A 24,938-nucleotide genomic window follows, 5' to 3' on the forward strand; every position below is an offset into this window, starting at 1 on the left:
GGCTTGTACGGCTGGAAGGGCTTGGCAGGACGGGGCGATGCTGGTGGCGGACGAGACCGGTGTCCTGACGAAGGGCACCTGCACGGTCGGCGTACAGCGCGAGTAACGGCACCGCCGACGGGAGCTCTACCTGCCTCAGGCATGGACGGCAATGTCGAGCGGTGCTGGTGAGCGGGAGTACCGCAGGACCGCCAGTTCGTCACCAAGGGCGAACCGGCCACGCGGATGGTCGCACGCGCGCTGGACGCCGGCAAGGTGGGTGACCGGCGACGGAGTGTACGGCCAAAGCCCGCACCTGCGCACAGAGCTGGAAGCCTCAGGGCGTTCAAGGCTCCATGGCGGTCGCCAGCCCACCTAAATCCAAGTGCACAGACAGCGAAAACTGTCTTAAGGCAGGCCAGCGAGTTTGCTGCGATGCGGGCTGCCGTGACTATTGAGCTGACGTAGAGCGCCCGAAGGTGAACGATCCACTGACGTCCAAGGACGTGGACTACTCCTCCTGATCGCTAACGCCCACCGTGTCGGCTCTGCCGTACGTCGCGTCGTGGGCCTTGCGGGGGGCGCACACGCTGGCCCGGGAGCAGGAGCAGCGGCGGCCGCCGTCGTTGAGGCGGACGATGACCGAGTCGGAGGGCACGTTGTGCCCGACCACCGTGCCAGGGCCCTCGGGGGTGTCCACGGCGAGGCCGGATCGCGGCGCCGAGGCCCGGAACTCCTGGTAGAGCGGATGCTCGTACTTCAGGCAGCACATCAGCCGGCCACAGGCGCCGGCGATCCTGAGCGGGTTGACCGGCAGGTCCTGGTCCTTGGCCATGCGGACGGAGACCGGCTCGAAGTCCTTGAGGAACGTCGCGCAGCACAGGTCACGGCCGCAGGGGCCGATGCCGCCCTGGATCCTGGCCTCGTCGCGCGGGCCGATCTGCCGTAACTCGACCCGCGCCCGCAGGTTGCGGGCGAGGTCGCGCACGAGCGCGCGGAAGTCCACCCGGTGAGGGGCGGAGAAGTAGACGGTGTAGACGTTCTCGGCGTCGAGGTAGTCGACGCCGATCACCTTCATCGGCAGCTCGTGCCGCTTGATCAGCCGCTTGGAGACGCTGCGGGCCTCCGCCCGGCGGCGGCGGTTGGCCTCGTCCCTGGCCAGGTGCTCCTCGCCCGCGACGCCCTGGCACACGGGCAGGCCCTCGACGTCCTCGCTCACGTACTGCGGCGCCCACACGCACTCGGCGACCTCCGGACCGGAGTCCGTCGGCACCAGGACCTTGTCACCGACCTTCGGCGAGTGAGCACCGGGATCGAGGTAGTAGAGCCGTCCGTAGCGCGTGAAGCTCACGGCCATCATCATGCCCAAAGAGCCGGCCCTCCTCGGTTGTGTACAGCAGTCGCGCGCCGAGCGCCCGGAACCACCATACGTCCCGCCCGGGACTGGCAATCATCCTCTGTGGACAACTCCGGATGAGCGGAGGGCGAGGGTCATCGCCTCGACGGCGATCTGTGGGTGGACGTTGGCCGCGAGCCGCTCCCGGCACTTCATGATCGCTTCCGTACGGCGGAGCGTGTCCTCGGGCGTGGACGCCCGCGCGACGGTCTCCACCTCGTGCCGGCGGTCCTCGTTGGCGAGTTCCACGGAGGCGCCGAACTGCATGGCCAGCACGTCGCGGTAGAACGCCATGAGTTCGAGCAGCGCGAGGTCGAGCGAGTCGCGCTTGATGCGGGTCGCGCGCGACTTCTGCATGGTCTCGAGTTCCTTGAGCGCCCCCGCGCCGCCCCGCACCAGGCCCTTGTTGAGCCCCTTGCCTGTGGACCCCTCGCCGTAGACCCTGCGCAGCTCGGCGGTCTCGACCTCGTTCAGCGCGGTCGTGGCCGCGTCGGCGTCCTCGGTGGAGGTCTTCACCAGGCGCTCGGCGGCGGTGATGCACTCCGCCACGCCCGTCAGTGAACGGGGGATCGACAGCACCTCGGCGCGGCGGCGCCGCGTCTCCTCGTCCAGGGCGAGGCGGCGAGCCCTGCCGACGTCCCCCTGCGCCGCCCGCGCGGCGTCGAGCGCCACGTCGTGGGGCACCCCGTCACGGGTCGCCAGCACGTTCGCCACGGCCTCGGTGGAGGGCGTGCCGAGCGTCACGACCCGGCAGCGCGACCGGATCGTGATGATCATGTCGTCCGCGGAGGGCGCGCACAGCAGCCACACCGTCCGCGGCGGCGGCTCCTCGATCGCCTTGAGCAGCGCGTTGGCCGCCTGCTCCGTGACCCGGTCGGCGTCCTCGAACAGCACGACCCGCCAGCGGCCGAGCGTGGGCGCCCCCGCCGCCTTGAGCACGAGCTCCCGTGTCTGCCGCACGCCGTACGAAAGGCCCTCGGGCCGTACGAAGGTGACGTCCGGGTGCGAGCCGACCTCGACCTGGTGGCAGGCGTCACAGTGGCCGCAGCCCTGCTCGGGGCAGAGCAGCGCGGCCGCGAACGCCTTGGCGGCCGTGGACCGCCCCGAGCCGGGCGGGCCGGTGAACAGCCAGGCGTGGGTCATGCCCGCGCCGCGGCCTCCGGCGACGGCCTCGGCGGCGGCGGAGGCGGCCCGCCGCAGCACGCCGATCGCCCGGTCCTGCCCGATCAGATCTCCGTAGACGGTCATGCGCTATCCGAAGTCGCGGATGGCGGGCATCGTGCCGGTGGCCTCCTCGGCCTCCTGCGGCACCGGATCGGGGAGGATGTCCCGCACCCGGTCCTGGATCAGGAGCGTCACCTCCCGCTGCTCCAGCGTGCCGTCCACCAGGAGATACCGGTCGGGGTCGGCGGCGGCCAGCGCGCGGAACTCCCGGCGCACCCGCTCGTGGAACTCCAGTGGCTCGGCCTCGATGCGGTCGGCCGGCGAGGCCATCCGCCGCAGCCCGACCGACGGCGGCACGTCGATGAGCACGGTGAGGTCGGGGACGAGCCCGCCCGTCGCCCACTTGTTGATCTTCGCGACGTCCTCCGGGTCGAGCGACCGCCCCGCACCCTGGTAGGCCAGCGACGAGTCCACATACCTGTCGGTGATCACGGTCGAGCCCCGCCGCAGCGCGGGCACGATCACCTTCTCCACGTGCTCGGCCCGGTCCGCGGCGTACAGCATCGCCTCGGCGCGGGCGGAGAGCCCCTGGTGGGCGGCGTCGAGCAGGATCGCCCGCAGCCGCATGCCGACCTTGGTCGAGCCCGGCTCGCGGGTCTGCACGACGTCGAAACCCTGGTCGCGCAGCCAGATGGCGAGCAGCCGCGACTGGGTCGTCTTGCCCGAGCCCTCGCCGCCCTCGAACGCGATGAACAGCCCGCGTGCGGGCTCGGCCTCGTCGGGAACGAACCGCCGTCCCCGCAGGGCGGCCAGCAGGTCGGCCCCGATCGGCACGCCCGGCCGGTCGTCCATGTGGCGCAGCGCCAGCACGCCGACGGCCACCGCCAGCAGCGCGCCGAGGAGCAGCACGAGGTTGGCGCCGTCGAAGCGGTAGGTCAGCTCGGAGATCCGCAGGTAGTGCCGGTCGAAGAGCGCGGCCAGCGCCGAGGCCACCGCGACGACCAGCAGCAGCACGACCCGGCCCAGTGACTGCAGGAAGGCGAACGTGCGGCCGCGCAGCCCGTCCTCGACCTCCAGGCCGATCATGGTGTAACCGATGATCCAGGCGATGCCGGCGCAGGCGCCCAGCACCACCGTCAGCACCACGACGACGACCAGGTTCTGGATGAGCGCGATCGCGGCCAGCGTCACGCCCGCGCACAGGATCGACAACCCGAACATCCGCCGCCGCGACAGGCCGCCCAGCAGCCGGGGGCCGAAGAACATGCCGAACGCCATGCCGAGGAAGACGGCGCAGAACACCGTGCCGTACCCCGCGTCGCCGCCCCTCATCACCTGCACGTACGCCTTGGCGACGCCGATGACCGCGCCCCCGGCGGCAAACGCGCCGAGCATGCCGATGATCAGCCCCCGCACCACCCGGTTGCCGCCGACGTACCGCCAGCCCTCGGTGATCTGCCTGAGCACCGACGGCGCGGCCACGTGGCGGACGTGGTCCTTCGGGATCGCCCGCAGAGTGAAGATCATCACGGCGGAGGCGAGGTAGGCCAGCGCGTTGAGATAGAGCGCCACGCTGGTCGCCGCGACCGTGAACGCCGGTACGGCCGCCGAGATCGTGGTGATGACCCCCGACAGCACCGCGAACAGGGCCGCGGCGACGGGAGCGGTGCCGTACGTCACGAGGAGGTTGAGCTGGTTGGCCTCCTCCAGCCGCTCCTTGGGCACCAGGTTGGGCACGGTCGCGTCCTTGGCCGGCACCCAGAACAGGTTCACGCACTCGACCAGGAGCGTCGCGACGAGCAGCCACTGGTAGCCGCCGATCAGCGGAATCGACAGCACCACCGCGAACCTGAGCACGTCGGCGACGACCATCGTCAGCCTGCGGTCGAACCGGTCGGCCACCGCTCCCGCGAGCGGGCCGAGCAGGATCGCGGGCAGCATCTTGGCGACGAAGACACCGCCGATGGCGAGGCTCTGCGTCTGGAAGCCGGAAGGCGCGGTGAGGTTACCGGCGAGGGCGGTCAGCGCGATGATGTTGAGCCAGTCGCCGAGGCTGCACGTCGCCATGGCCGTCCAGAGCCTGCGGAACGGCGCGTTCGCCAGCACGTGCGGCTGCTTGCGTCGCGCGGCGGCCCGGGCAGGGGTGCTCATGATGTCAGCGTATCCAGGGTGCTCGCTGGGCTGGGGACGGAGCGGGCCGCTCGGGCCTGCTCGTCGCCTGAGGGTATTACGTCCGCCTCGTCCTCGCTCTCATGATGGCGGCAATGCTCTGCGCCGATTCCCGCCGCGAGCCCGGCGAGGTGGCTCATGAGGGCGGCGTGGCTCAGGGGACGGGTGTGAGGGCAGGACCGATGGGGGCGGCTCAGGCGCGTAGCTCGATGAGGGTGATCTCGGGCGGGGCGCCCACGCGGACGGGCGGGCCCCAGTAGCCGGCGCCCCGGGTGACGTAGACCTGGGTGTCGCCGCCGCCCGCGCGCGGCACGCTCGCGAGCCCCGCCACCACGGGCTGCTGCAACGGCACGAGCAGGTTGAACGGCGCCATCTGGCCGCCGTGGGTGTGCCCGGAGAGCTGGAGATCGACGCCGTGCGCGGCGGCCTGCGCCACCTGGACGGGCTGGTGGGCGAGGAGCACGACGGGCCGGTTCGCGTCGCGGCCCCCGAGCGCCCTGCCGATGTCCGGGCCGTCGCCGAAGGGCAGGCCGTTGAGGTCGTTGACGCCCGCGAGGTCGAGCACCGCTCCCCCGTGCGTGATCTCGACCCGCTCGTTGCGCAGCGGCCGGACGCCGAGCGAGCGCAGCTCCTCGATCCACTCCTGGGGGCCCTCGGCCGTGTAGTACTCGTGGTTGCCGGTCACGAAGTATGCCCCGTAGCGGGATTCGAGAGACCTGAGCGGCGTGGCGAGACGGCCGAGCTCGGCCACCGTGCCGTCGACCAGGTCGCCCACGATCGTCACCACGTCGGCCTGCAGGCCGTTGATCATGCGGACGATCCGCTCGGTGTGCCCCCGGCCGGTGAGCGGCCCGAGGTGGATGTCGCTGACGGCCGCGATGCGCAGCCCGCTCATCCGCGGATCGAGCCGCGGCAGGCGGACCGGCACCCGCTCGATCACAGGATCTCCGAGAGCCCGGGTAACGCCGTAACCGACGGTCGCGAGCGCTCCCGCCGCCACGACGGCTGAGGCCGTACGCGAGATGAACAACCGCCGGTCGATCGCCGGCGCGCCCGCACCGGATCCTCCCCCGGCCGGTCGGCCCGCGGTAGCGGAGCCCCGGGCGGCGGAGCCCACAGTGGCGAGCCCCGAGCCGGCTACCGGAGCCGCGGAGCCAGAGGTGGTGACCTCGGGGGCGGGAACGGAGACGGCGGATGACTCCACCGCCGCCGGACAGGCGAGGACCGACGCGTCCACCGGAACCGCGTCCACGGCGCCCGTTCCCGGACCACCGTCCGGGCCGTCCTGCGCGCGGTCCTCCGGGGGCGTGCCCGCGACGGTGCGGCGGCCCCTCGCCAGGGCGAACGCCGCGATCGCCCTGGGGACCTCCGCGACCAGGCCGAACACGAACAGGTAGAACATCAGGGCCAGCCACAGGTAGCCGGGCCAGGCGACGACGCGCACGGTCTCCATGCCGAAGAGCCGGCTCCCGGCCATGGTGACCACCATCAGGGCGGCCAGGACCACGAGCGTCCACGTCAGCACCCGGCGCAGGCGCGAGCCCGGCGTCGTCGACGCCCGGACCAGCCGCCGCCACAGATAGGCGTGCACGACGACCACCGCGGTCAGGATCATGACCAGGAACCCCACGAGAACTCTCCTCGACCGGCTGACGATCAGGGGCCGGCTGACGACGATGCTACGAGGAGCCACCGACAGCCGCGTTCCCGGGCGCTGCGGCGAGCACGATCACCGGACGGCCACCGGCGGGCCCGTCCGCTGAAAGTTTCACCTCCGAGTCGGCCCGATGCCGTACCACCGGCAGCGATCTTTGCCCCTGACCAGGAGCAAGCGGACGATCGCCGCAGAAACGTCCCTCAGACGCGGCCCCGGCGACTCCCCCGGGCGCCGACACCGAACGAACGACAACGAGGTGACACATGAGAAGTCCCCGCTACCTGGCCTGGCTGGCCGCAGGGGCGGCGGTCGCCGCGGCGATCGCGCTCTCCGGCGTGCCCGCCGGAGCGATGGCCGCCACGCCCATCCCGACCCCGACGCCGTCCGCGGCCCCGTCGCCGAGTGCCGAACCCGGCGCGCCGACGACGCCGCCCAACGTGCAGCTGTGCCCGCCGCCGGTGCCGGCCGGCACCACCCAGGGGTACGTCGGCCTGTGCTGGAGCCCGTCCACCGACGACGTCGGCGTCACCGGCTACGAGGTCTACCGGCTCACGGCCACCGGCTTCGTCAAGGCGTCGTCGACCACCGGCACCACCACCGTGATGGGCGGGCTGGCCTACGGCCAGGTCTACACCTTCTACATCGTGGCCAAGGACGCCGACGGCCACACGAGCCCGCCGACGGCGCTGATCAACGCGCGGGCCGTGACCGGCATGGTGGTCAGCCCGAGCCCGGTCCCCGGAGACACCACCCCGCCCAGCAAGCCGTCCGGGCTGCACGACGGCTGCGTGTACGACTGGCCCGGCACGGCGTTCTGCTGGACTGCGTCGACCGACGACGTCGCTGTCGCCGGCTACGCCGTCTACCGGCTGACCTCCACCGGCTGGCTGGCGGTCGGAACCCGGACCTCCACCTACTTCATGGAGGGCAACCTGACGACGTACAACAAGTACACCTACATCGTGGTCGCCATCGACACGTCCAACAACGTCAGCGTGCCGTCCGACCCGATCACCACCACGGCCCTGCCGGGGTTCCCCACGCCGACCCCCTCTCCGAGCCCCTCCATCACGCCGAAATCCACGCCCACTCCCATCTGCAAGGTCGCCTACACCCAGTCGACCTGGTGGACGGGCTTCTCCGCCAGCGTGTCGATCACGAACACGGGCAGCACGGCGATCTCGGGCTGGACGCTGCGGTTCGCCTTCCCGTCGGCGGGTGAGCGGATCACCCAGGGGTGGTCGGCCGACTGGAGCCAGGGGACGGACAACCTCGTCACCGCTTCCAACCTGGCCTGGAACGCCAACATCGCTCCCGGCGCGTCCGTGAGCATCGGTTTCAACGCCTCCCACACCGGCGTCTCCGACCCGCCGGGCAGTTTCTCGCTCAACGGCGCGCCCTGCACCAAGGCCTGACCCGCTCCCGGGTCTGACCTGCGCCCGAATACGAAGCCCCGGTGGGGGCCTGGCCGCCACCGGGGCATGCGATCAGGACTTGGCGGCGGGCTTCTTCGTGGTGGTCCTGGCCCGGGTGGTGGTCCGCTTGGGGGCGGGCGCCCGCTCCCGCCGGTCGGCCAGCAGCTCCGCCGCCCGCTCCAGCGTGATCTCCTCGACCGTGTCGCCCTTGCGCAGCGACGCGTTGGTCTCGCCGTCGGTGACGTACGGGCCGAAGCGGCCCTCCTTCACCACCACCGGCTTCTTGGAGTTCGGGTCCTCGCCCAGCTCCCGCAGCGGCGGGGCGGCCGCGGCGCGGCCGCGTCCCCGCGCCTTCGGCTGGGCGAACAGCTCCTTGGCCTGCTCGATCGTGACCGTGAGCAGGTCCTCCTCCGAGGCGAGCGACCGCGAGTCGGTGCCCTTCTTGATGTACGGCCCGAACTTGCCGTTCTGCGCCGTCACCTCCTCGCCGTCGATCTGGCCCACCACACGCGGCAACTGGAGCAGCTTGAGCGCCTGCTCCAGCGTGATCGTGTCCAGGTCCATGGTCTTGAACAGCGAGCTCGTGCGCGGCTTTGGGGCGTCGGCCTTCTTCGTCCGCTTCCTGCCGTCCGCCGGGGTCGGCTCCTCGGGCAGGATCTCCGTGACGTACGGGCCGAACCGGCCGTCCTTGGCGACGATCCTCCGGCCCGTGGCCGGATCGACGCCGAGATCACGGTCGCCGCTCGGCCGCGAGAAGAGCTCCTCGGCCTTCTCCGCGGTCAGGTCGTCGGGCGCCATGTCCTCGGGGATGTTCACCCGGGCGCCGTCGCGGTCGAGGTACGGCCCGTAGCGGCCCACCCTGATCACGATGTCCGTCCCCTTGATCGGGAACGAGCTGATCTCCTTGGCGTCGATCTCCCCGAGGTCGGTGACCATCTCCTTCAGGCCCTCGTCGCCGTCCCCGGCGCCGAAGTAGAACCTGCGCAGCTCGGGCACCCGCTCGGCGCGGTCGTTGGCGATGTCGTCGAGGACCTTCTCCATCTCGGCCGTGAAGTCGTAGTCGACCAGGTTGCCGAAGTGCTGCTCCAGCAGGTTGACCACGGCGAACGCGAGGAACGACGGCACCAGGGCGGTGCCCTTCTTGAACACGTAGCCCCGGTCCAGGATCGTTCCGATGATCGACGCGTACGTCGACGGACGGCCGATCTCGCGGTCCTCCAGCTCCTTGACCAGCGACGCCTCGGTGTACCGCGCGGGCGGCTTGGTCGAGTGCCCGAGCGCGGTCAGCTCGGCCGCGGTGAGCCGGTCACCCTCGCTCAGCGTGGGCAGGCGCTTCTCCGAGTCGTCCCGGTCGGTCGCCGGGTCGTCGGCGCCCTCGACGTACGCCCTCAGGAAGCCGTGGAAGGTGATCGTCCGGCCGGTAGCGCTGAACTCCACGTTCTCTCCGGCGCTGGACGTGCCGCCGACCTTGACCGACACCGACTCGCCGACCGCGTCCTTCATCTGGGACGCGACCGTACGCTGCCAGATCAGCTCGTAGAGCCGGAACATGTCCCCGGCGAGCCCGGTCTCGCCCGGCGTGCGGAACTCCTCCCCGGACGGCCGGATCGCCTCGTGCGCCTCCTGGGCGTTCTTGACCTTGCTGGTGTAGGCGCGCGGCTTGTCCGGCACGTACGCCGCGCCGTACAGCTTGATCGCCTGGCTGCGGGCGGCGGCGACGGCGGTCTCCGACAGCGTGATGCTGTCGGTACGCATGTAGGTGATGAAGCCGTTCTCGTACAGCCGCTGGGCCACCTGCATCGTGTACTTGGCGGAGAAGCCCAGCTTGCGGCTCGCCTCCTGCTGCAGGGTGGTCGTCCGGAACGGCGCGTACGGCTTGCGCGTGTACGGCTTGCGCTCCACCGAACGCACGGCGTACGAGGCGCCGGCGAGCCGGCCGGCGAGGGCGGTCGCGGCGGCCTCGTCGAGGTGCAGGATGTCGGGGCTCTTGAGCCGTCCGGTGGAGGCGAAGTCGCGGCCCTGGGCCACGCGCCTGCCGTCCACCCCGGTCAGCGTGGCGGAGAAGGTCCGGGGGTCGTCCCCGGCCCGGCCGGTGTCGAACAGCGCCTGGAGGTCCCAGTAGTTGGCGGCGGTGAACGCCATGCGCTCCCGCTCGCGCTCCACGACCAGCCGGGTGGCGACCGACTGCACGCGCCCGGCCGACAACCGCGGCTTGACCTTCTTCCACAGGACGGGGCTGACCTCGTAGCCGTACAGGCGGTCGAGGATGCGCCGGGTCTCCTGGGCGTCGACCAGGCGGAGGTTGAGGTCGCGGGGGTTGGACACCGCGTCCCGGATCGCGTGCGGCGTGATCTCGTGGAACACCATGCGATGCACCGGGATCTTGGGCTTCAGCACCTCGCGCAGGTGCCAGGCGATGGCCTCGCCCTCCCGGTCCTCGTCGGTGGCGAGGTAGAGCTCGTCGGCCTCCTTGAGAAGCTGCTTGAGCTTGGAGACCTGCGCCTTCTTGTCGGGGTTGACGACATAGAGCGGTTCGAACTCGTGGTCGACGTTCACCCCGAGGCGGGCCCAGGCCTCGCTCTTGTACTTCTCCGGGATGTCGTCGGCCTTCTCCGGGAGATCGCGGATGTGGCCGATGCTCGACTCGACGATGTAGCCGCGCCCGAGGTACCCGGCGATCGTCTTCGCCTTCGCGGGCGATTCCACGATCACCAGGCGGGTTCCGCCGGCGTTGCCGTTGTTGGCTGGCACGCTGCTTCCTACCTCGCTGTCCGCTGTCGTTCCCCGGGTTTCCGGGCGTTTCCGGGCGTTTCGGGTGTGTCCGGGTTTCATGCGCCCCGGCACACTGACACCCTCGTCGCCCGGGGCGGGGGAGCCTACCCCCTCCGGGCGCCGTGGAGGCACCGCTTTGTTCGGAGGCACCGCTTTGAAGGTACCTGCCGCCGCACGTTCCTCCCCCTCGGGCTACCCGGTTCTGTCCGGGAATGTAACTCGCCTGGCGCTGTTATCCACGAGGACGCAGAATAGAGCCCATCGAGTTCCCTAGCACGCCCCGGAGACCAATGGCAGTGCTCGACTACTCCTATCTGGACCTGTACCTGCCGCGCGGCACCCCTCGGGAGGTGGCGCGACAGATGCTGACGGAGCATGCCGAGCACGGAGACTGGGAACTGGAGCGGCTGCGCCTCTATCCCGACGGCAGCAGGCGCGTCCGGCTGCGTCGGAAGATCATACGGGCCGCTCGGACGATGTGAGCCGCCGAGGCGGCGACGCCACGGTCAAAAAGAGCTTTGCCCGCCCCGGGCCGCGCCCCCGGAACGGGCAAAGCGTCGGTGCCTTCCTCCACTGGCGGGGAGGCGGCGTCCTGGTGGCCCGCGCCGGGCCCGTACGACGAGCGGCTGGTTCGCCGCCGTCGTGCCCGGCGCGAGCGTGATATCCCTCGCGTCCTCAGCCGTGCGCGTGGTCGTTCACGCGCCCGGCCCTCCAGCTACCTGCGGCCGAAGCGGAAGCGGCGGGTGACGGCGAACAGGCTCGCCGAGGCGGCGAACATGGCGCCGAGGACCAGTGCGGCGAACGAGCCGGCGTTCATGCCGGTCAGGCCGACGGGCTGCTCGGCGCTCATGAGGCCGAGCTTGCCCAGCGGGAGCGCCTCGGTGGTCCTGCCGAGGTCGCCGGTGGGCAGGTTCCGCGTGGTGTCGGCCACGGGCAGCGACGCGGTGGCGTCGTCCAGCGTCCGCTTGGCGGGCAGGGTGCGGGCCGTCTCGTCGAGCGAGCCGGCGGCCGGCAGCGTGCCGGTGGCCTTGGACACGACGGCGGCGGGGTTGCCGACGGGGGCGACGCCCTTCACGCCCTTGCCCGCCGGGACGGGCGGGGCGGCCGGCAGGCCCGGCGCCTCCGGGAGGCCGAGCATGTTCGGCAGGTTGCCGATGACCGGCCCCGAGGGCGCGGCGGGGGCGCTCATCGGCTGCATGGTGTGCGCACCCGACAGCACCGGCATGGCGGGCGTGGCGGGCATCATGCGGCCGCCCGCAGCGCTGTGCCGCGGGTGCGGCCGGAAGCCGTGGCCCCAGCCGCCCACCTTGGCCCCGCCCAGGCAGCCCGCGGCGGCGTCGCCCAGCACGGCGACGGAGTTGCCGCAGACGTTGATCGGCGCGGTGACCGGCGCGACCACCTGGTTGCCCGCGAGGATCCCGTGACGGCCGGAGGTGACGTTGCCGCCCGCACCGGCGCCGCCGCCGAGGACCGCAGCCCCGCCCCGGCAGCCCGCGTGGGCCTTGCCGAGGACGGCGACGGAGTTGCCGCAGACGTTGACCGGCGCGGTGACCGGCGCGACCACCTGGTTGCCGCCCAGGATCGAGGAACGCCCGGAGGTGACGTTGCCGCCGGCGCCCCAGCGGCCGCCGTGCCCGCCGCCGACCACGCTCGCGCCACCGCGGCAGCCCGCGAAGGCGTCGCCGATGACCGCGATGGCGTTGCCGCAGACGTTGACCGGCACGGTGATCGGCGCGACCACCTGGTTGCCGCCGCCGACGCTGTGCGAACCGCTGGTGACGTTGCCACCGGAGCCGCCGGACCAGCCGCCGTGACCCCCGTGACCGTGACCGCCGTGGCCCGGCGTGGACCCGCCGTGGCAGCTGCCCGAGCCGTTGCCGCACACCTCGACCGGTGCGGTGATCGGTGCGACCACCTGGGTGCCGCCGCCCACGGAGTAACGCCCGTCGGTGTCGTGCCCGCCCGATCCGGGACGGGGCCGGTGGTGGCCCCCGTGACCGTGGTGGCCGTACCCGCCGTGACCGCCGGGGCCGCCGACGGACGAGCCGCCGCGGCAACCCGAGAACGCGTCGCCCAGCACGGCGACGGAGTTGCCGCAGACGTTGACCGGCGCGGTGATCGGGGCGACCACCTGGTTGCCGCCGAGGATCGAGGAACGGCCGCTGGTGCGGTTGCCGCCGGCGCGGACGGCCGGACGGGCGCCGCCCACGTAGGCGCCGCCGCGGCACCCCGCCGTGGCGTCGCCGAAGATGGCGATGGAGTTGCCGCACAGGTTGATCGGCGCGGTGATCGGCGCGACCACCTGGTTGCCGCCGCCGACGCTGTGCGCGCCGCTGGTGACGTTGCCGCCCGCGCCGCCACGGCGACCCGAGCCCCTGACGGCCGCACCGCCGCGGCAGCCCGCGTCGGCCTCGCCGAGGACGGCGACCGCGTTGCCGCAGACGTCGATCGGGGCGGTGATCGGGGCGACCACCTGGTTGCCGCCGAGGATGCTCCCCGCACCGGAGGTGCGGTTCCGCCCGGCTCCCTGGCCCGCGCCCTGCACGGCCGCGCCGCCCAGGGACGAGCCGTGGGACTCTCCCGCGACCGCCACCGCGTTGCCGCTGATGTCGATCGGCAGAGTCACCGGGATGTCGACCTGGTTGCCGCCGAGGACCGAGTGGCTGCCGTCGGTGTCGGCGAAAGCCGTACCGCTGCCAAGGGCCATGACGCCGACGGCGAGAAACGCCGCGGAGGCCGAGCCCTTCGCCCACGTTCGCATGATGAATGCTCCTAGTGGTTCTTCATAGGGGGTTACCTGACAGCTCGCGACTTCTGTCCACGCCGAATGAGCACAGCGGAGCAGTGGACGATCACGAGGATGGGAGATTCCGCGTCACCCGCGCGGGAGCCTGCCGCCTGGGCACCACAGGTCAGGGCAGACGATGGCACCGGTCGCCGTACTGGATACGGACCGGCGCGAAGGCGGGATCAGTCAGGAGAGAAAGACGGGTCGTCCGCCGCTGTGCGGACCACCGGGGGGACAACCGCCGCCAGTGGGGCGGGCAGGGTGGTGAGACGCGGCTCGAACACAGGCCGCGCGACATCCCCGAACAGGATGCTTCCACCGCTTGTCTGCGGGACCAGGCCCTGGTCTACGGGCGGGTGGTCCGCGGTGGACGGCGGAGGGAACATGGGCTTCGACTGGCTGGTCAGCCCGTCGACCGTGCGCCCCGCCATCGCCTCGGCGTTCACCGAGGTGTCGTCAGCCGCCGTGGGGAAACCGTCGGCACTCTTCCCATGAGACCTCGCCGAACCCGCCGCGCCCGGTGAGGGCGGCAGGCCGAGGCCCGGACCGGAGAGACGGTCGGGAAGAACCGACCCGGCGACGTCAGATGAGGGTGCGACCCCGGCGGCGGACGTCGCCGTACCGAAGACGCCGAGAAGCACACCGAGCAGCCATGCGGCGGCGATCAGCCCGCCGACGACCAGAAGGCGGCCCGAACGGGAACCGGCCGCGAACCGCGCCATCCGGCTCCGCTCGTGGCGGCCGGGAGACGCGACGAGCACGCCGCGAACGGCGAAGGGCGAAGACGCCCCCCACTGCTCCTGCGACGTGCTCGTCACGCGACCTCCCCATACCGCTGAGCCGACATCCGGCCGACTCGACCCGGAGCGGATCAACCCTCAACGGAGAGTTACTGTAGCGGCACGGCACGTGATCGCAACAGCTTTCTCAGCAGTATTCGAGGAAACGGTCAAGGACCCGGACGCCAAACTGGAGCGAATCCACCGGAACCCGCTCGTCGATGCCATGGAACATCCCGGAGAAGTCCAAGTCCTCGGGAAGCCGCAGCGGCGCGAAGCCGTACCCGCTGATGCCGAGGCGGCTGAACGCCTTGAGGTCGGTGCCGCCGCTCAGCGTGTACGGCACGACCCGCGAACCCGGGTCCTCCTCGTGCAGCGCGTCGGCCATCGCCTTCACGAGCGGGCCCTTGAAGGGCGTCTCGACCGCGACGTCGTGGTAGACGAACTCCCGCGTCACGTTGGGCCCGAGCAGCTCGTCGACGGTCTGGAAGAACTCGTCCTCGTACCCGGGCAGGAACCTGCCGTCCACGTGCGCGGTCGCGACCTGGGGGATGACGTTCGCCTTGTAGCCGGCCTGGAGCATGGTGGGGTTGGCCGTGTTCTGGAGGGTCGCGCCGATCATGCGGGCGAGCGGGCCGAGCGTGGCCACCGCCGCCTCCGCGTCCTCGGCCTTGACCTCCGTGCCGAAGACCTCCTCGAAGAACGCCTGCACGGTCGGCGTGAGCCGCACCGGCCACTTGTGGCGGCCGATCCGGCCGACCGCCTCGGCGAGCTCGGTCACGGCGTTGTCGCCGTTGAGCATCGAGCCGTGCCCGGCCCTGCCCTTGGCGGTCAGCCGCATCCAGGCGATGCCCTTCTCCGCCGCCTCGATCAGGTACAGCCGCCCCTTGGCCGTGGTCACGCTGAAGCCGCCGACCTCGCCGACGGCCTCGGTGCAGCCCTCGAACAGCTCCGGGTGCCTGTCGGCCAGCCACTGGGCGCCGTAGTGGCCGCCGGCCTCCTCGTCCGCGGTGAAGACGAGGACGACGTCCCTCGGCGGCCTGCGCCCCTCGCTCAGCCGCCGCCGTACGACGGCGAGGATCATCGCGTCCATGTCCTTCATGTCCACGGCCCCGCGGCCCCAGACGCAGCCGTCGGCGACCTCGCCGCTGAGCGGGTGGTGCGTCCAGTCGGCGGCGTCGAACGGCACGACGTCCAGATGACCGTGCAGGAGGAGGGCGTCCCGGCCGGGGTCGGCGCCCTCCACCCGGGCGACCACGTTCGCCCGGCCCTTGTCGGACTCCAGGATCCGCGGCTCCAGGCCGACCTCCGCCAGCTTCCCGGCCACGTACTCCGCGGCCTCGCGTTCCCCGGGGCCCGAGTTGTCCCCCGCGTTCACCGAGTCGATCCGGATCAGGTCGCGGCACAGCTCGACGACCTCGTCCTCCCCGTTGCGTGGGGTCATTGCGCCTCCTCCTACCGGACGGGAGCCCAGGGGGCCGGACCCGCCCGTCTGTCGCGTCGTACGGCTCGCGCCTCCATCCTGCCGCCGTACAGGCGTGTCCTTCACCCCCGGGCCGCCCACGCCGTACGCAGGGGGCTGATTCCCGGTATGAAGCAGGGCGGAGAGAGTGCTAACCTGTATCAGCCGACGCGGGATGACGATCCCGCGTGAGGCACCACGTCCGGGTGGCGGAATAGGCAGACGCGCTAGCTTGAGGTGCTAGTGCCCAGTGATGGGCATGGGGGTTCAAGTCCCCCCTCGGACACGAACCTTCTCACTATGTGAGGGCTGAGATTCATCTCGGCCCTCACTTTTGTTCTGCCGGGATGGTAGGTCAGCTCTAGGCCGAGTCGCCGAATAGACCTCGCTCTTGCGGTCGGTGGTGACCTCGGTGACGGCTCTGCCCATGTCGCCGATCTCGGCGACGGATCGCCTCCTGCTTCGAGCGCGGCACGATACCGGGCATCTTGGTCTCGGCCTGCGTGATCTCCGCCTTGGCGATCTCGGCCTTCGCGTCGTGCCCGGTGTCCAACTGGTTCATGTACATCTCGTCGATCGTCTGGGCGACACCACTCGAACACGCCCTCCGAGGCGCCTGGCCCCGGAGGATCAATCCGGGGTGTGACAACGCAAGCACCGCCTGTCACCGGCGCCACCGGCATTCCGCTCTCACCCGCCCCATCGAACGGCGGTCCGGTGAGGCGGGGTGAGGGCTCACCACCCGGCGGGCGCGGGGATGAAATTTTCACGACAATTCATCGCAACAGTGCGAACGCATCGCGGTAAGAGCCCAGGCGGCGCCCCGATGGCACCCGGGTGTCCGACAGATGTGATCCACGTGCTTGACGCCGGGACCTTCCTTGAGTTGACTCCGCCTTACCCTCGTTACTCGTCGAATCGATTCGGACAATCGTCAATGTTAGCGCTCACACTTGCTTGGCAAGGCCTGCCGCATCGGTGCCGTCCGGTCATGATTCCTGGTTGAGAAAAGGAAGGCACGATGCTTTTCGGGAGTCTGAGAAGAGTGCTCACGGCCGGGGCGAGCACGTTGATCGCCGCCGCCTGCCTGGTCGGCGGTGGTACGGCCCAGGCCGCGACGTCGCAGCCGTGTGACATCTACGCCGCGGGTGGCACGCCGTGTGTGGCGGCGCACAGCACCACGCGTGCCCTGTACGCGGCCTACAACGGCCCGCTCTACCAGGTCAGGCGCGCCTCGGACAACGCCACCCGCGACATTGGCGTGCTGAGCGCGGGCGGAGTCGTCAACGCCGCCACGCAGGACTCGTTCTGCGCCGGCACGAACTGCGTGATCACCATCCTCTACGACCAGTCCGGCCGCAACAACCGCCTCACCCAGGCGCCGCCCGGCTACTGGAAGGGCCCGGCCGCGGGCGGATACGACAACCTCGCCGACGCGAAGGCGGCCCCGATCACCATCGGCGGCCAGAAGGCCTACGGCGTCCGCGTGGAGCCCGGCACCGGCTACCGCAACAACAACACCAACGGTGTGGCGACCGGCGACCAGCCCGAGGGCATCTACGCCGTCGTCGACGGCACGCACTACAACCAGTGGTGCTGCTTCGACTACGGCAACGCCCAGACGGACGGCCAGGCCGACTCCCCCGCCATCATGGAGACCGTCTACTTCGGCGCCAACAAGCAGTGGGGCTACGGGGCCGGAGCCGGTCCCTGGATCATGGCCGACCTGGAGTGGGGACTGTTCTCCGGGGTGAACGCGGGCTACAACAACCTCGCGTCGATCAACCACCGCTTCGTCACGGCCATGGTCAAGGGCGAGCCGAACCACTGGGCGATCCGGGGCGGGGACGCGCAGTCGGGTGGCCTGACGAACTACTTCGACGGACGGCGCCCCAACGGCTACAACCCGATGAAGAAGGAAGGCGCCATCCTGCTCGGCATCGGCGGTGACAACAGCGTCTCCGGCCGCGGCACCTTCTTCGAGGGCGTGTTGACCTCCGGCTATCCGAGCGCCTCCACCGAGGACGCCGTACAGGCCAACATCGCCGCCGCCGGATACGCACCGGCGGGCGGCGGCACCCCGCAGCAGGGCGTCCAGATCGTGGGCGCCCAGTCGAACCGGTGCGTCGAGGTGCCGAACTCCAGCACCACCAACGGCACCCAGGTGCAGTTGTGGGACTGCGGGAGCGGCACCAACCAGCGGTTCACCTACACCTCCGGTAAGCAGTTGCAGGTGTACGGCAACAAGTGCCTGGACGCCTACGGGCAGGGCACCGCCAACGGCACCCAAGTGATCATCTGGGACTGCAACGGCCAGGCCAACCAGCAGTGGAACGTCAACTCCAACGGCACGATCACCGGCGTGCAGTCGGGTCTGTGCCTGGACGCCAACGGGGCCGGCACCGCCAACGGCACGAAACTCATCCTCTGGGCCTGCAACGGCGGCAACAACCAGAAATGGACCCTGCGCAGCTGATTCCGGCTATTCGGTTCGGCGCATGAGGGCGATCGGGTGAAACGCCATGGGCAGAGGTCCGGACACCTGAGCAGGGCTACGGCTCCCCAGACCGGGCTTCTGTCCTCAAGGCGCGAAACGGCCGCATGCGGCATCGATGCAAGAGGTGGGAAAAGCCGTGCATATCCCCAGGGTGGTCGGCCGCGGAAAGCCGATTCAGCGATTCAGATCTAGTAATGGGAGAATTCATGGCACTGAGCATGGCGTCTGATAATCACTTATCAGGACCGTCGCGGAGCATCCGGCCGGCGCGCCGGTTGCTGATCGCCCTTGTGGTGACCGCGCTCACCGCAGTGACAGCCCTCGTCTCCGCGCCGTCGGCCAATGCCGCCACCAGCCAGTTCCGCGGCATGAACTGGGCCGTGCTCGGTGACAACTTCAGCACCGGCACGCTCGTCGTGCAGGGCCTGAGCCAGTCCGACAGCAACGCGACGGTACGGGCCAAGGCCAACTCGCTCTACGACTACATGGAATACATCATGGGGGTCAACACCGTCCGGTTGCCCATCAACACCCACACTGTGGCCAACACGACCTGGTGGAACTCCTACCGCGGCGCCATCGACGCCGCCACCGAACGTGGATTCAAGGTCATCCTGGCCTATTGGGAGGACGGCGCCGCCTCCGGCGGCAGGATCACGAACCTCTCCGCATGGAACGCGATGTGGTCCAGCGTGATCAACACGTACGGCTCGAACGGCAACGTCTACTTCGAGCCGATGAACGAGCCGCACGGCTACTCGTCGGCGGAGTGGCGCAACGTCGCGGCGAACTGGCTCAGCGCTCACTCCTCGGCGGCGCCCGGCCGGGTGCTCATCGGCGGCACCGGCTTCAGCCAGGACCTCCGGGACATCTGCAACGACAGCCGCTTCAACTCGACGCTGCTGTCCTTCCACTACTACGCCTTCTTCTACGGCGCGATGACCTACGACGGCTTCCGGAGCCACATCCAGACGCTTCTGGGCAACTGCGCCTCCCGCGCGGTCGCGACGGAATACGGCGCGCCGATGTCCACCGGCCTCAACTACGGGGACGCGAACAGCACCGACAACTTCGTGCGTTACCTCCGCGCCGTGGCCCAGGTGATGCGGGACAACCAGATGGGCGGCACCTACTGGCCCGCGCTCGGCGGCAAACCCGGCACCATCGGCTACGACTGGTACTCGATGTACGCCCTCGGCGGCAGCGGCACCAATCTCACCTTGGCCGTCCGCAACCAGTCCGGCGCCGACCGGGTCCGCTACGGCTGGGGCGACACCGTCCGCGACTCCACCCCTTCGCCTTCGCCTTCGTCTTCGTCTTCACCCCAGCCGGACACGTTCTACCGGATCGACGCGCGCCACAGCGGCAAGGCCATGGACGTCCAGCAGGCGAGCACCAACAACAGCGCGCGCATCGACCAGTACACGTACAACGGCAACGCGTGGCAGCAGTGGCGCTTCCAGGACGCCGGCAGCGGCTACTGGCGCATCATCAGCCGCCACAGCGGAAAGTGCCTCGACGTGACGAGCGCCTCAACCGCCGACGGCGCCGAACTCATCCAGTACACCTGCGGCACCGGCAACAACCAGCAGTTCCAGATGGTCGCCAACGGCAGCTACTTCCAGCTCCGGGCACGACACAGCGGCAAATGCGTGGACGTACCGTCCGCGTCGACCGCGGATGGTGTGATCCTCAAGCAGTACGCGTGCAACAGCGGCACCAACCAGCAGTGGTCGCGCACGGCCGTCTGACGGTCACCTCGACGTAACCGCGGTACGTCCCTCCCCGGTGCCGATCGCGTGCTCTGCGCTCGGTGCCGGGGATCCGGATCGCCGCGTCGTGCGGTCGGCCGGCCCTGTCTTGCTCATCTGAGCCGCTAGCGGTCGAGGGCTGTCAGGTGGCGACGGGCGGTGCCGGCTGCGACGGGGTTCCGGCGGTTTGGAGCGTAGGTGTGAACCAGGTTCTCGCCGGAGGAAGCAAGAGCAGGGTCACGATGAGCGCGGACCAGGGCGCTGTCAGGACCCACGTGAAAGTGCCTTCGACCAAGAAGTGGATGAAGTCGAGCAGGGGGATGGCGGCCTGGACCGCGATGGTGGCGTGACGAATCCGTGGGCGACGGGTGCGCCACTGGTTCGCCAACCAGCCGGTGACGAGTGGCGGGATGTAGAAGGGGGCGTAGAGCAGGTCCTCCAGGACATCGTTGGGGTCGAGGACCGACTCCAGGATGAGCAGAACGATGCTGAGCAGGGTGAGTGTCGCCTGGAACCAGACCAGGTTCCGGGCAATCCTTACAGACAGAGGCATGCGGGGATCCAAAACAAGGTTCTCGCGTAAGGGCCGCGATCAGGAGTCGTTTGCTGGGGCTCGTGAGACCTTACTCACTGACGCCCCCTCCGGCGATCTTCACCGTACGGTGGAGGTGAATCTGCGGCGCCAGGCTAGGGAGACGTAGACCAGCGCCACCAGCACGGGGACCTCGATCAGCGGCCCGACGACCCCCGCCAGGGCCTGGCCGGAGGTGACGCCGAAGGTGGCGATGGCGACCGCGATCGCGAGCTCGAAGTTGTTGCCGGCCGCGGTGAAGGCCAGCGTGGCGGTGCGGTCGTACGGCAGTCCCAGGGCCTTGCCGAGGGCGAAGGCGCCGAACCACATCAGGGCGAAGTAGGCCAGCAGCGGCAGGGCGATGCGGGCGACGTCGGCGGGCTCGGAGGTGATCGTCTTGCCCTGCAGGGCGAACAGGATCACGATCGTGAACAGCAGCCCGTACAGCGCGAAGGGGCCGATCCTCGGCAGGAACTCGTTCTCGTAGCGTTCGCGGCCGACCCGGCGCTCACCCAGGCGGCGGGTGAGGAATCCGGCGAGCAGCGGGATGCCGAGGAAGATGACGACGTTGAGGGCGATCTTCCATGCGGAGATGTCGAGGTTCTGTCCCTGGCCGAGTCCGAGCCAGCCAGGCAGCACCTGCAGGTAGAACCAGCCGAGCAGGCCGAACGCCAGGACCTGGAACACGCTGTTGAGCGCCACCAGGACGGCGGCGGCCTCGCGGTCGCCACAGGCCAGGTCGTTCCAGATGATGACCATGGCGATGCAGCGGGCCAGGCCGACGATGATCAGGCCCGTACGGTATTCCGGCAGGTCCGGTAGGAAGATCCACGCCAGGGTGAACATCACGGCTGGGCCGATGACCCAGTTGGCGACCAACGAGGAGATCATCAGGCGGCGGTCACCGGTGACGGCGTCGAGCTTGTCGTAGCGGACCTTGGCCAGCACCGGATACATCATGATCAGAAGGCCGAGGGCGATCGGCAGGGAGATACCGCCGATCGCGACCTTCGACAGCACGCCGTTCAGGCCCGGGACGGCGCGGCCCAGGCCGAGGCCCACGGCCATGGCGGCCAGAATCCACACCGCCAGGAAGCGGTCCAGGAGCGAAAGCTTGCCCACCACTCCACCGTGTGCGGGGGTGGTGACCGTCATGGGCAGGCCCTCTTCCTGTCGGCGGCGGCGGTGAAGTGAGCGGTCTCGGCCAGGTCGGCGAACCGCCCCGCCAGAGCGGCGATGACGTCAGGCTTGAGCCGGTAGTAGGTGAACCGGCCGCACGGCTCGGTTTCCACCACCCCGGCATCCCGCAGCACCTTCAGGTGGTTGGACAGGTTGGTCTGCCGCGCGCCGGTCTCCTCCACCAGATGCGTGGTGCACAGCGTCTCCCGGGCGAGCAGGGTCACGATCCGCAGCCGCAGGGGATCGGCCAGCACCCGCAATAGATCAGTGTCGACTGACATCAGCATGTACTGATACTTTCACACCAGCCGGTGCCGATGTGAACCTGACGCCCCGGCCACCGCTGTCCCGACCGGCCCATCCACGACCCCGACGGCGCATCCCAGAAGGCGGTTCGCGCGATCCGCGACGCGACTCACGCGCACATCACCGACCTGCTCGCCACCATGTCCCGGGGCCCCTACCCCATCGGCACGAAGGAACGAAGATGCCCATGACCGCTCCCGTCGCGTCTGTACTGTTCGTCTGCGTGCACAACGCCGGACGCTCCCAGATGGCCGCCGGCTTCCTCTCCCACCTGGCCGGCGACCGCATCGAGGTCCGCTCCGCCGGGTCACTGCCCGCCGAGCAGGTCAACCCGGCCGCCGTGGAGGCGATGAAGGAGGTCGGCATCGACATCTCCGACCAGAGCCCCAAGGTGCTCACTCCCGAGGCCGTCCAAGCCTCGGACTTTGTCATCACCATGGGCTGCGGTGACGCCTGCCCGATCTTCCCCGGCAAGGAGTACCTCGACTGGGCCCTCGACGACCCCGCCGGCAAGGGCGTTGAGGCCGTCCGCCCGATCCGCGACGAGATCAAAGCCCGCGTCCAGGCCCTGATCACCGAGATCGGCATTCGGCAAGAAAGCTGATCCCGCCGTTCTGGTCGCCCACTGCCCATCTCAGCGAGGCCGGGCGGCGTGCCCGCGCCATCGGCAGCGCCCGTCGCGACCCTCCTGCCAGCGGGTGCGCTTCGGCGGGACGATGCCACAGCATGGTCATAGACGTGTGACCAGCGCGACGCCGAGGGCCAGGCGTGAGGCCAGTGGGATCGCGAGGCCCAGCCGTCGGCGGTGACGAGAACCGCGGCGAAGGCGTCCGCGCAGACGACTCGCCGGACGAATGGTCCCATTCTCACGGTCCGCGGGGACCTCGGCGATGCCTCTGGCGATGTCGCTGATCTGCTGACAGGTCGTGATCAGCGCCGGGGCCGGCCGACAGCGACCTGTGCCGACGTGCCGACTCGAGCGCGGACCGCCTCGACGGTTTCCCACTCGGCGGTGCTCAGACAGGCCAGCGCCGCCGGGAAGACCCCGTCCTGTTCTTTCAGGATGTGGGCGCGCAGCAGGTTCAGGACGTCGAGCAGCCTGAGCGGCCAGCCAGGGTCGGCAGGTGTGCCGTGCTCAGCCTCGCCCACGACGGCCTCGACGCGCCGGTGTTCCGCTTCCAGCCCCGCGATGTGGTCGGGGAACTCCACGGCCATGGCGGGGAACAGGCCGTGCTCCTCAACCTCGGTGTGCGGGCCGAGGACCACGGCGATGCGCCTGGCTATGGCGGCCATTCCGTCCACGTCGCCGGCTGTGTGCGCCGTGCGCGCGTCTCCGATCAGGTCGACCACCACGTCGTGCTCACGTGTCAGTTCGCCGATCGCGGTCAAAGCCTGACAGCCGCAGTATTCGCACATGTGTCCTCGATCCTCGATACGTGCTCGATGTCGCTTCCCGCCAGTGCCGGTCCTCGGTGGCAACGGCCGCCGGCCGACGAGAACGGGTGGGGAGCCCGGCTCCCCACTTGTTCTCGTACGGCCACGGTGGGGTGCGAGGGATTGCCTCGCGGTCAGTGCTGAACGACGACCCTGCGGTCCGCCGTCTTGTGCTCCTCCCCCAGGCCGACGGTGACCTCCAGGACTCCGTCTCGGTAGACGGCCGTCACGTCTTCTTCCCTGGCCGTCGGGGGAAGCGTGACCGAGCGGGAGAACGCGCCGTACGTGATCTCGGAGCGGCGCGGTTCCCTGGTGTCCTTGGCCTCCTTGGTCTTCTCGGCCCGGATGTGGAGCACGCCGTGCCCGACGGCGACCTCCAGATCCTTGTCGGGGTCGATGCCGGGCAGCTCCGCCCGCAGCACGTACCGGCCGTCCGCGACGAAGTCCTCCACTCGGATGATCTGGCCGAACGGCCGGAATCCGTAGACCGGGCTCTCCAGCAGCTCCAGCAGGTCGGGGAAGGGGAACCGGCCCGGACTCCGCTCCATCAGGGTCATCGTGACCTCCTTGTCTCGATGCCGACGGACCAAGCACACACCTGCGGCGGCGTACGCGGCAGAGCAGAAGGTCCCAGCCGAAGGGCCTCACACCACCGGCCGCCTTCGGGTCGTTGGTCTCGGCCCCGCGGGACCTTCAGCGCTGCACCCCCGGCAGGACAAGGCGTTCCATGAAGGAGCATGCGGAACGAGGGAGACGACATGATCGTGGTAGGCATCGACGGTTCGCGTGCCGCGCTGGAAGCCGCCGCATGGGCGGCGCGGGAAGCCGACCTGCGCGGCGTCCCGCTCCGGGTGGCCAACGCCATCCCGGCCTGGGCCGCCTCCGGCACCGCACAGGGCCGGTACGCGAAGATCGCGGCCTGGATGCGCGATGGTGCCGACGACGTGCTGACCACCGCCGTGGGACGGGTCCGGGCGGAGGCGCCCGAGGTGCCGGTCGACACCGCGATCCTGGCCGGCGACCCGCGCCCGGCGCTCATCGAGGCGTCCGCGGGGGCGGATCTGCTGGTTGTCGGCAACCACGGCCTGGGCGGGTTCCGCGGGCTGCTCCTCGGCTCCGTCGCGCACGGCGTGGCCGGGCGCGCCCCATGCGATGTGGTCGTGGTGCGGGAGCCTTCCGCGCCCCCGCGAGGAGAGGTGGTCGCGGGCATCGACGGATCAGCCGCCTGCGCGCGCGTACTCGACTTCGCCTTCGCCGAGGCGGCGCTGCTCGGTGCCGGCCTGCGGGTCGTGCACGCCTACCGCCCGCTGGACGCGGGCCGTGGCCTGGCGCCGGTGCCCGGCGACTTCGACGACGAGCAGACGCAGGTGCGGATGGTCGCCGAGGCCCTCGCCGGACGGCGGGAGCCGTACCCGGACCTGCGGGTCACCGAGGAGGTCGTCCGGCGCCACCCCGTGGAGGCGCTGCTGCAGGCGTCGCAGGGCGCGGACCTGCTGGTCGTCGGCTCTCACGGCCACGGGGAGTTCAGTGGGCTGCTCCTCGGGTCGGTCACCCAGGCCTTGCTCCACCACGCGACGGTTCCCGTGGCCGTCGTCCGCGCGGGCCGATGAGGACGTGAC

20 protein-coding genes and 1 tRNA gene are annotated in these 24,938 nt (G+C 70.4%); 7 read left to right on the forward strand and 14 right to left on the reverse strand.

Translation table 11 applies throughout. The features are described from left to right. Positions 1-490: 490 nt before the first annotated feature. The 4 genes from Mam01_RS32020 to Mam01_RS32035 form a co-directional block, all read right to left on the reverse strand. Positions 491-1,342, reverse strand: a complete 852-nt coding sequence (locus tag Mam01_RS32020) for a PSP1 domain-containing protein (RefSeq protein ID WP_204288962.1) — start codon at positions 1,340-1,342, stop codon at positions 491-493. 87 nt (positions 1,343-1,429) lie between these two features. Continuing rightward, entirely contained in the window at positions 1,430-2,623 is a 1,194-nt protein-coding gene (locus Mam01_RS32025; protein ID WP_204288923.1) for a DNA polymerase III subunit delta', read from the reverse strand. Positions 2,624-2,626: 3 nt separating this feature from the next. Beyond that, on the reverse strand, positions 2,627-4,690 hold the full coding sequence (gene tmk / locus Mam01_RS32030) for a dTMP kinase (protein WP_204288924.1): 2,064 nt from the start codon (positions 4,688-4,690) through the stop codon (positions 2,627-2,629). 211 nt (positions 4,691-4,901) lie between these two features. Next, positions 4,902-6,338 carry a metallophosphoesterase gene (locus Mam01_RS32035; protein ID WP_239101779.1) on the reverse strand — a complete coding sequence of 479 codons (1,437 nt, stop codon included), beginning with the start codon at positions 6,336-6,338 and terminating at the stop codon, positions 4,902-4,904. A gap of 290 nt (positions 6,339-6,628) precedes the next feature. Between Mam01_RS32035 and Mam01_RS32040 the strand changes: the two genes are divergently transcribed. Beyond that, positions 6,629-7,780, forward strand: coding sequence for a cellulose-binding domain-containing protein (locus Mam01_RS32040; protein ID WP_204288925.1), 1,152 nt, complete (start codon positions 6,629-6,631; stop codon positions 7,778-7,780). 72 nt (positions 7,781-7,852) lie between these two features. Here the strand turns inward: Mam01_RS32040 and topA are convergent, their stop codons facing one another. Beyond that, on the reverse strand, positions 7,853-10,531 hold the full coding sequence (gene topA, locus Mam01_RS32045) for a type I DNA topoisomerase (protein ID WP_239101780.1): 2,679 nt from the start codon (positions 10,529-10,531) through the stop codon (positions 7,853-7,855). A 311-nt stretch (positions 10,532-10,842) separates the two neighbouring features. Here topA and Mam01_RS32050 point away from each other — a divergent pair, with 311 nt between their 5' ends. After that, complete coding sequence (locus Mam01_RS32050) at positions 10,843-11,034, forward strand: DUF5703 family protein (protein ID WP_220499497.1); 192 nt, start codon at positions 10,843-10,845, stop codon at positions 11,032-11,034. Positions 11,035-11,267: 233 nt separating this feature from the next. Here the strand turns inward: Mam01_RS32050 and Mam01_RS37070 are convergent, their stop codons facing one another. The 3 genes from Mam01_RS37070 to Mam01_RS32080 all read right to left on the reverse strand — a co-directional run bounded on the left by Mam01_RS37070 (position 11,268) and on the right by Mam01_RS32080 (position 15,563). After that, the gene (locus Mam01_RS37070; RefSeq protein WP_239101781.1) at positions 11,268-13,313 is read right to left on the reverse strand and encodes a chaplin family protein; all 2,046 of its coding nucleotides are present in this window, start codon (positions 13,311-13,313) and stop codon (positions 11,268-11,270) included. A 209-nt stretch (positions 13,314-13,522) separates the two neighbouring features. Then, complete coding sequence (locus Mam01_RS32075; RefSeq protein WP_239101782.1) at positions 13,523-14,158, reverse strand: hypothetical protein; 636 nt, start codon at positions 14,156-14,158, stop codon at positions 13,523-13,525. 109 nt (positions 14,159-14,267) lie between these two features. After that, positions 14,268-15,563, reverse strand: a complete 1,296-nt coding sequence (locus tag Mam01_RS32080; RefSeq protein ID WP_204288927.1) for a M20/M25/M40 family metallo-hydrolase — start codon at positions 15,561-15,563, stop codon at positions 14,268-14,270. A 218-nt stretch (positions 15,564-15,781) separates the two neighbouring features. On the opposite strand from Mam01_RS32080, the gene Mam01_RS32085 reads away from it, so the two are divergent. Continuing rightward, a tRNA-Leu gene (locus Mam01_RS32085) sits at positions 15,782-15,867 on the forward strand. A 75-nt stretch (positions 15,868-15,942) separates the two neighbouring features. On the opposite strand, the gene Mam01_RS32090 is transcribed toward Mam01_RS32085, so the two are convergent. Further along, positions 15,943-16,143, reverse strand: a complete 201-nt coding sequence (locus Mam01_RS32090) for a hypothetical protein (RefSeq protein ID WP_204288928.1) — start codon at positions 16,141-16,143, stop codon at positions 15,943-15,945. A 459-nt stretch (positions 16,144-16,602) separates the two neighbouring features. Here Mam01_RS32090 and Mam01_RS37075 point away from each other — a divergent pair, with 459 nt between their 5' ends. Together Mam01_RS37075 and Mam01_RS32100 are read left to right on the forward strand one after the other, a co-directional pair. After that, entirely contained in the window at positions 16,603-18,057 is a 1,455-nt protein-coding gene (locus Mam01_RS37075) for an arabinofuranosidase catalytic domain-containing protein (protein ID WP_239101783.1), read from the forward strand. A 296-nt stretch (positions 18,058-18,353) separates the two neighbouring features. Continuing rightward, positions 18,354-19,829 carry an RICIN domain-containing protein gene (locus tag Mam01_RS32100; RefSeq protein ID WP_204288929.1) on the forward strand — a complete coding sequence of 492 codons (1,476 nt, stop codon included), beginning with the start codon at positions 18,354-18,356 and terminating at the stop codon, positions 19,827-19,829. Positions 19,830-19,971: 142 nt separating this feature from the next. Here the strand turns inward: Mam01_RS32100 and Mam01_RS32105 are convergent, their stop codons facing one another. The 3 genes from Mam01_RS32105 to Mam01_RS32115 form a co-directional block, all read right to left on the reverse strand. Beyond that, positions 19,972-20,382 (reverse strand): hypothetical protein, encoded by a 411-nt coding sequence (locus Mam01_RS32105; RefSeq protein ID WP_204288930.1) that lies wholly within the window; start codon positions 20,380-20,382, stop codon positions 19,972-19,974. A 99-nt stretch (positions 20,383-20,481) separates the two neighbouring features. Beyond that, positions 20,482-21,555 (reverse strand): ACR3 family arsenite efflux transporter, encoded by a 1,074-nt coding sequence (gene arsB, locus Mam01_RS32110; protein WP_275409119.1) that lies wholly within the window; start codon positions 21,553-21,555, stop codon positions 20,482-20,484. Next, positions 21,552-21,866 carry an ArsR/SmtB family transcription factor gene (locus Mam01_RS32115; protein ID WP_204288932.1) on the reverse strand — a complete coding sequence of 105 codons (315 nt, stop codon included), beginning with the start codon at positions 21,864-21,866 and terminating at the stop codon, positions 21,552-21,554. The genes arsB and Mam01_RS32115 overlap by 4 nt, the downstream gene beginning before the upstream one ends. Before the next feature lie 206 nt (positions 21,867-22,072). On the opposite strand from Mam01_RS32115, the gene Mam01_RS32120 reads away from it, so the two are divergent. Further along, the gene (locus tag Mam01_RS32120) at positions 22,073-22,489 is read left to right on the forward strand and encodes an arsenate reductase ArsC (protein WP_204288933.1); all 417 of its coding nucleotides are present in this window, start codon (positions 22,073-22,075) and stop codon (positions 22,487-22,489) included. Positions 22,490-22,815: 326 nt separating this feature from the next. On the opposite strand, the gene Mam01_RS32125 is transcribed toward Mam01_RS32120, so the two are convergent. Continuing rightward, a complete protein-coding gene (locus tag Mam01_RS32125; RefSeq protein ID WP_204288934.1) occupies positions 22,816-23,274 on the reverse strand; it encodes a hemerythrin domain-containing protein in 459 nt (152 codons plus the stop codon). A 179-nt stretch (positions 23,275-23,453) separates the two neighbouring features. Beyond that, the gene (locus tag Mam01_RS32130) at positions 23,454-23,876 is read right to left on the reverse strand and encodes an Hsp20/alpha crystallin family protein (RefSeq protein ID WP_204288935.1); all 423 of its coding nucleotides are present in this window, start codon (positions 23,874-23,876) and stop codon (positions 23,454-23,456) included. A gap of 201 nt (positions 23,877-24,077) precedes the next feature. Between Mam01_RS32130 and Mam01_RS32135 the strand changes: the two genes are divergently transcribed. Next, positions 24,078-24,929: a universal stress protein gene (locus Mam01_RS32135; protein WP_204288936.1), complete on the forward strand. Its 852-nt coding sequence runs from the start codon at positions 24,078-24,080 to the stop codon at positions 24,927-24,929. Positions 24,930-24,938: the final 9 nt, after the last annotated feature.

It is taken from the genome of Microbispora amethystogenes (genome assembly GCF_016863015.1).
In the GTDB taxonomy this organism is placed as follows: Bacteria; Actinomycetota; Actinomycetes; order Streptosporangiales; family Streptosporangiaceae; genus Microbispora; species Microbispora amethystogenes.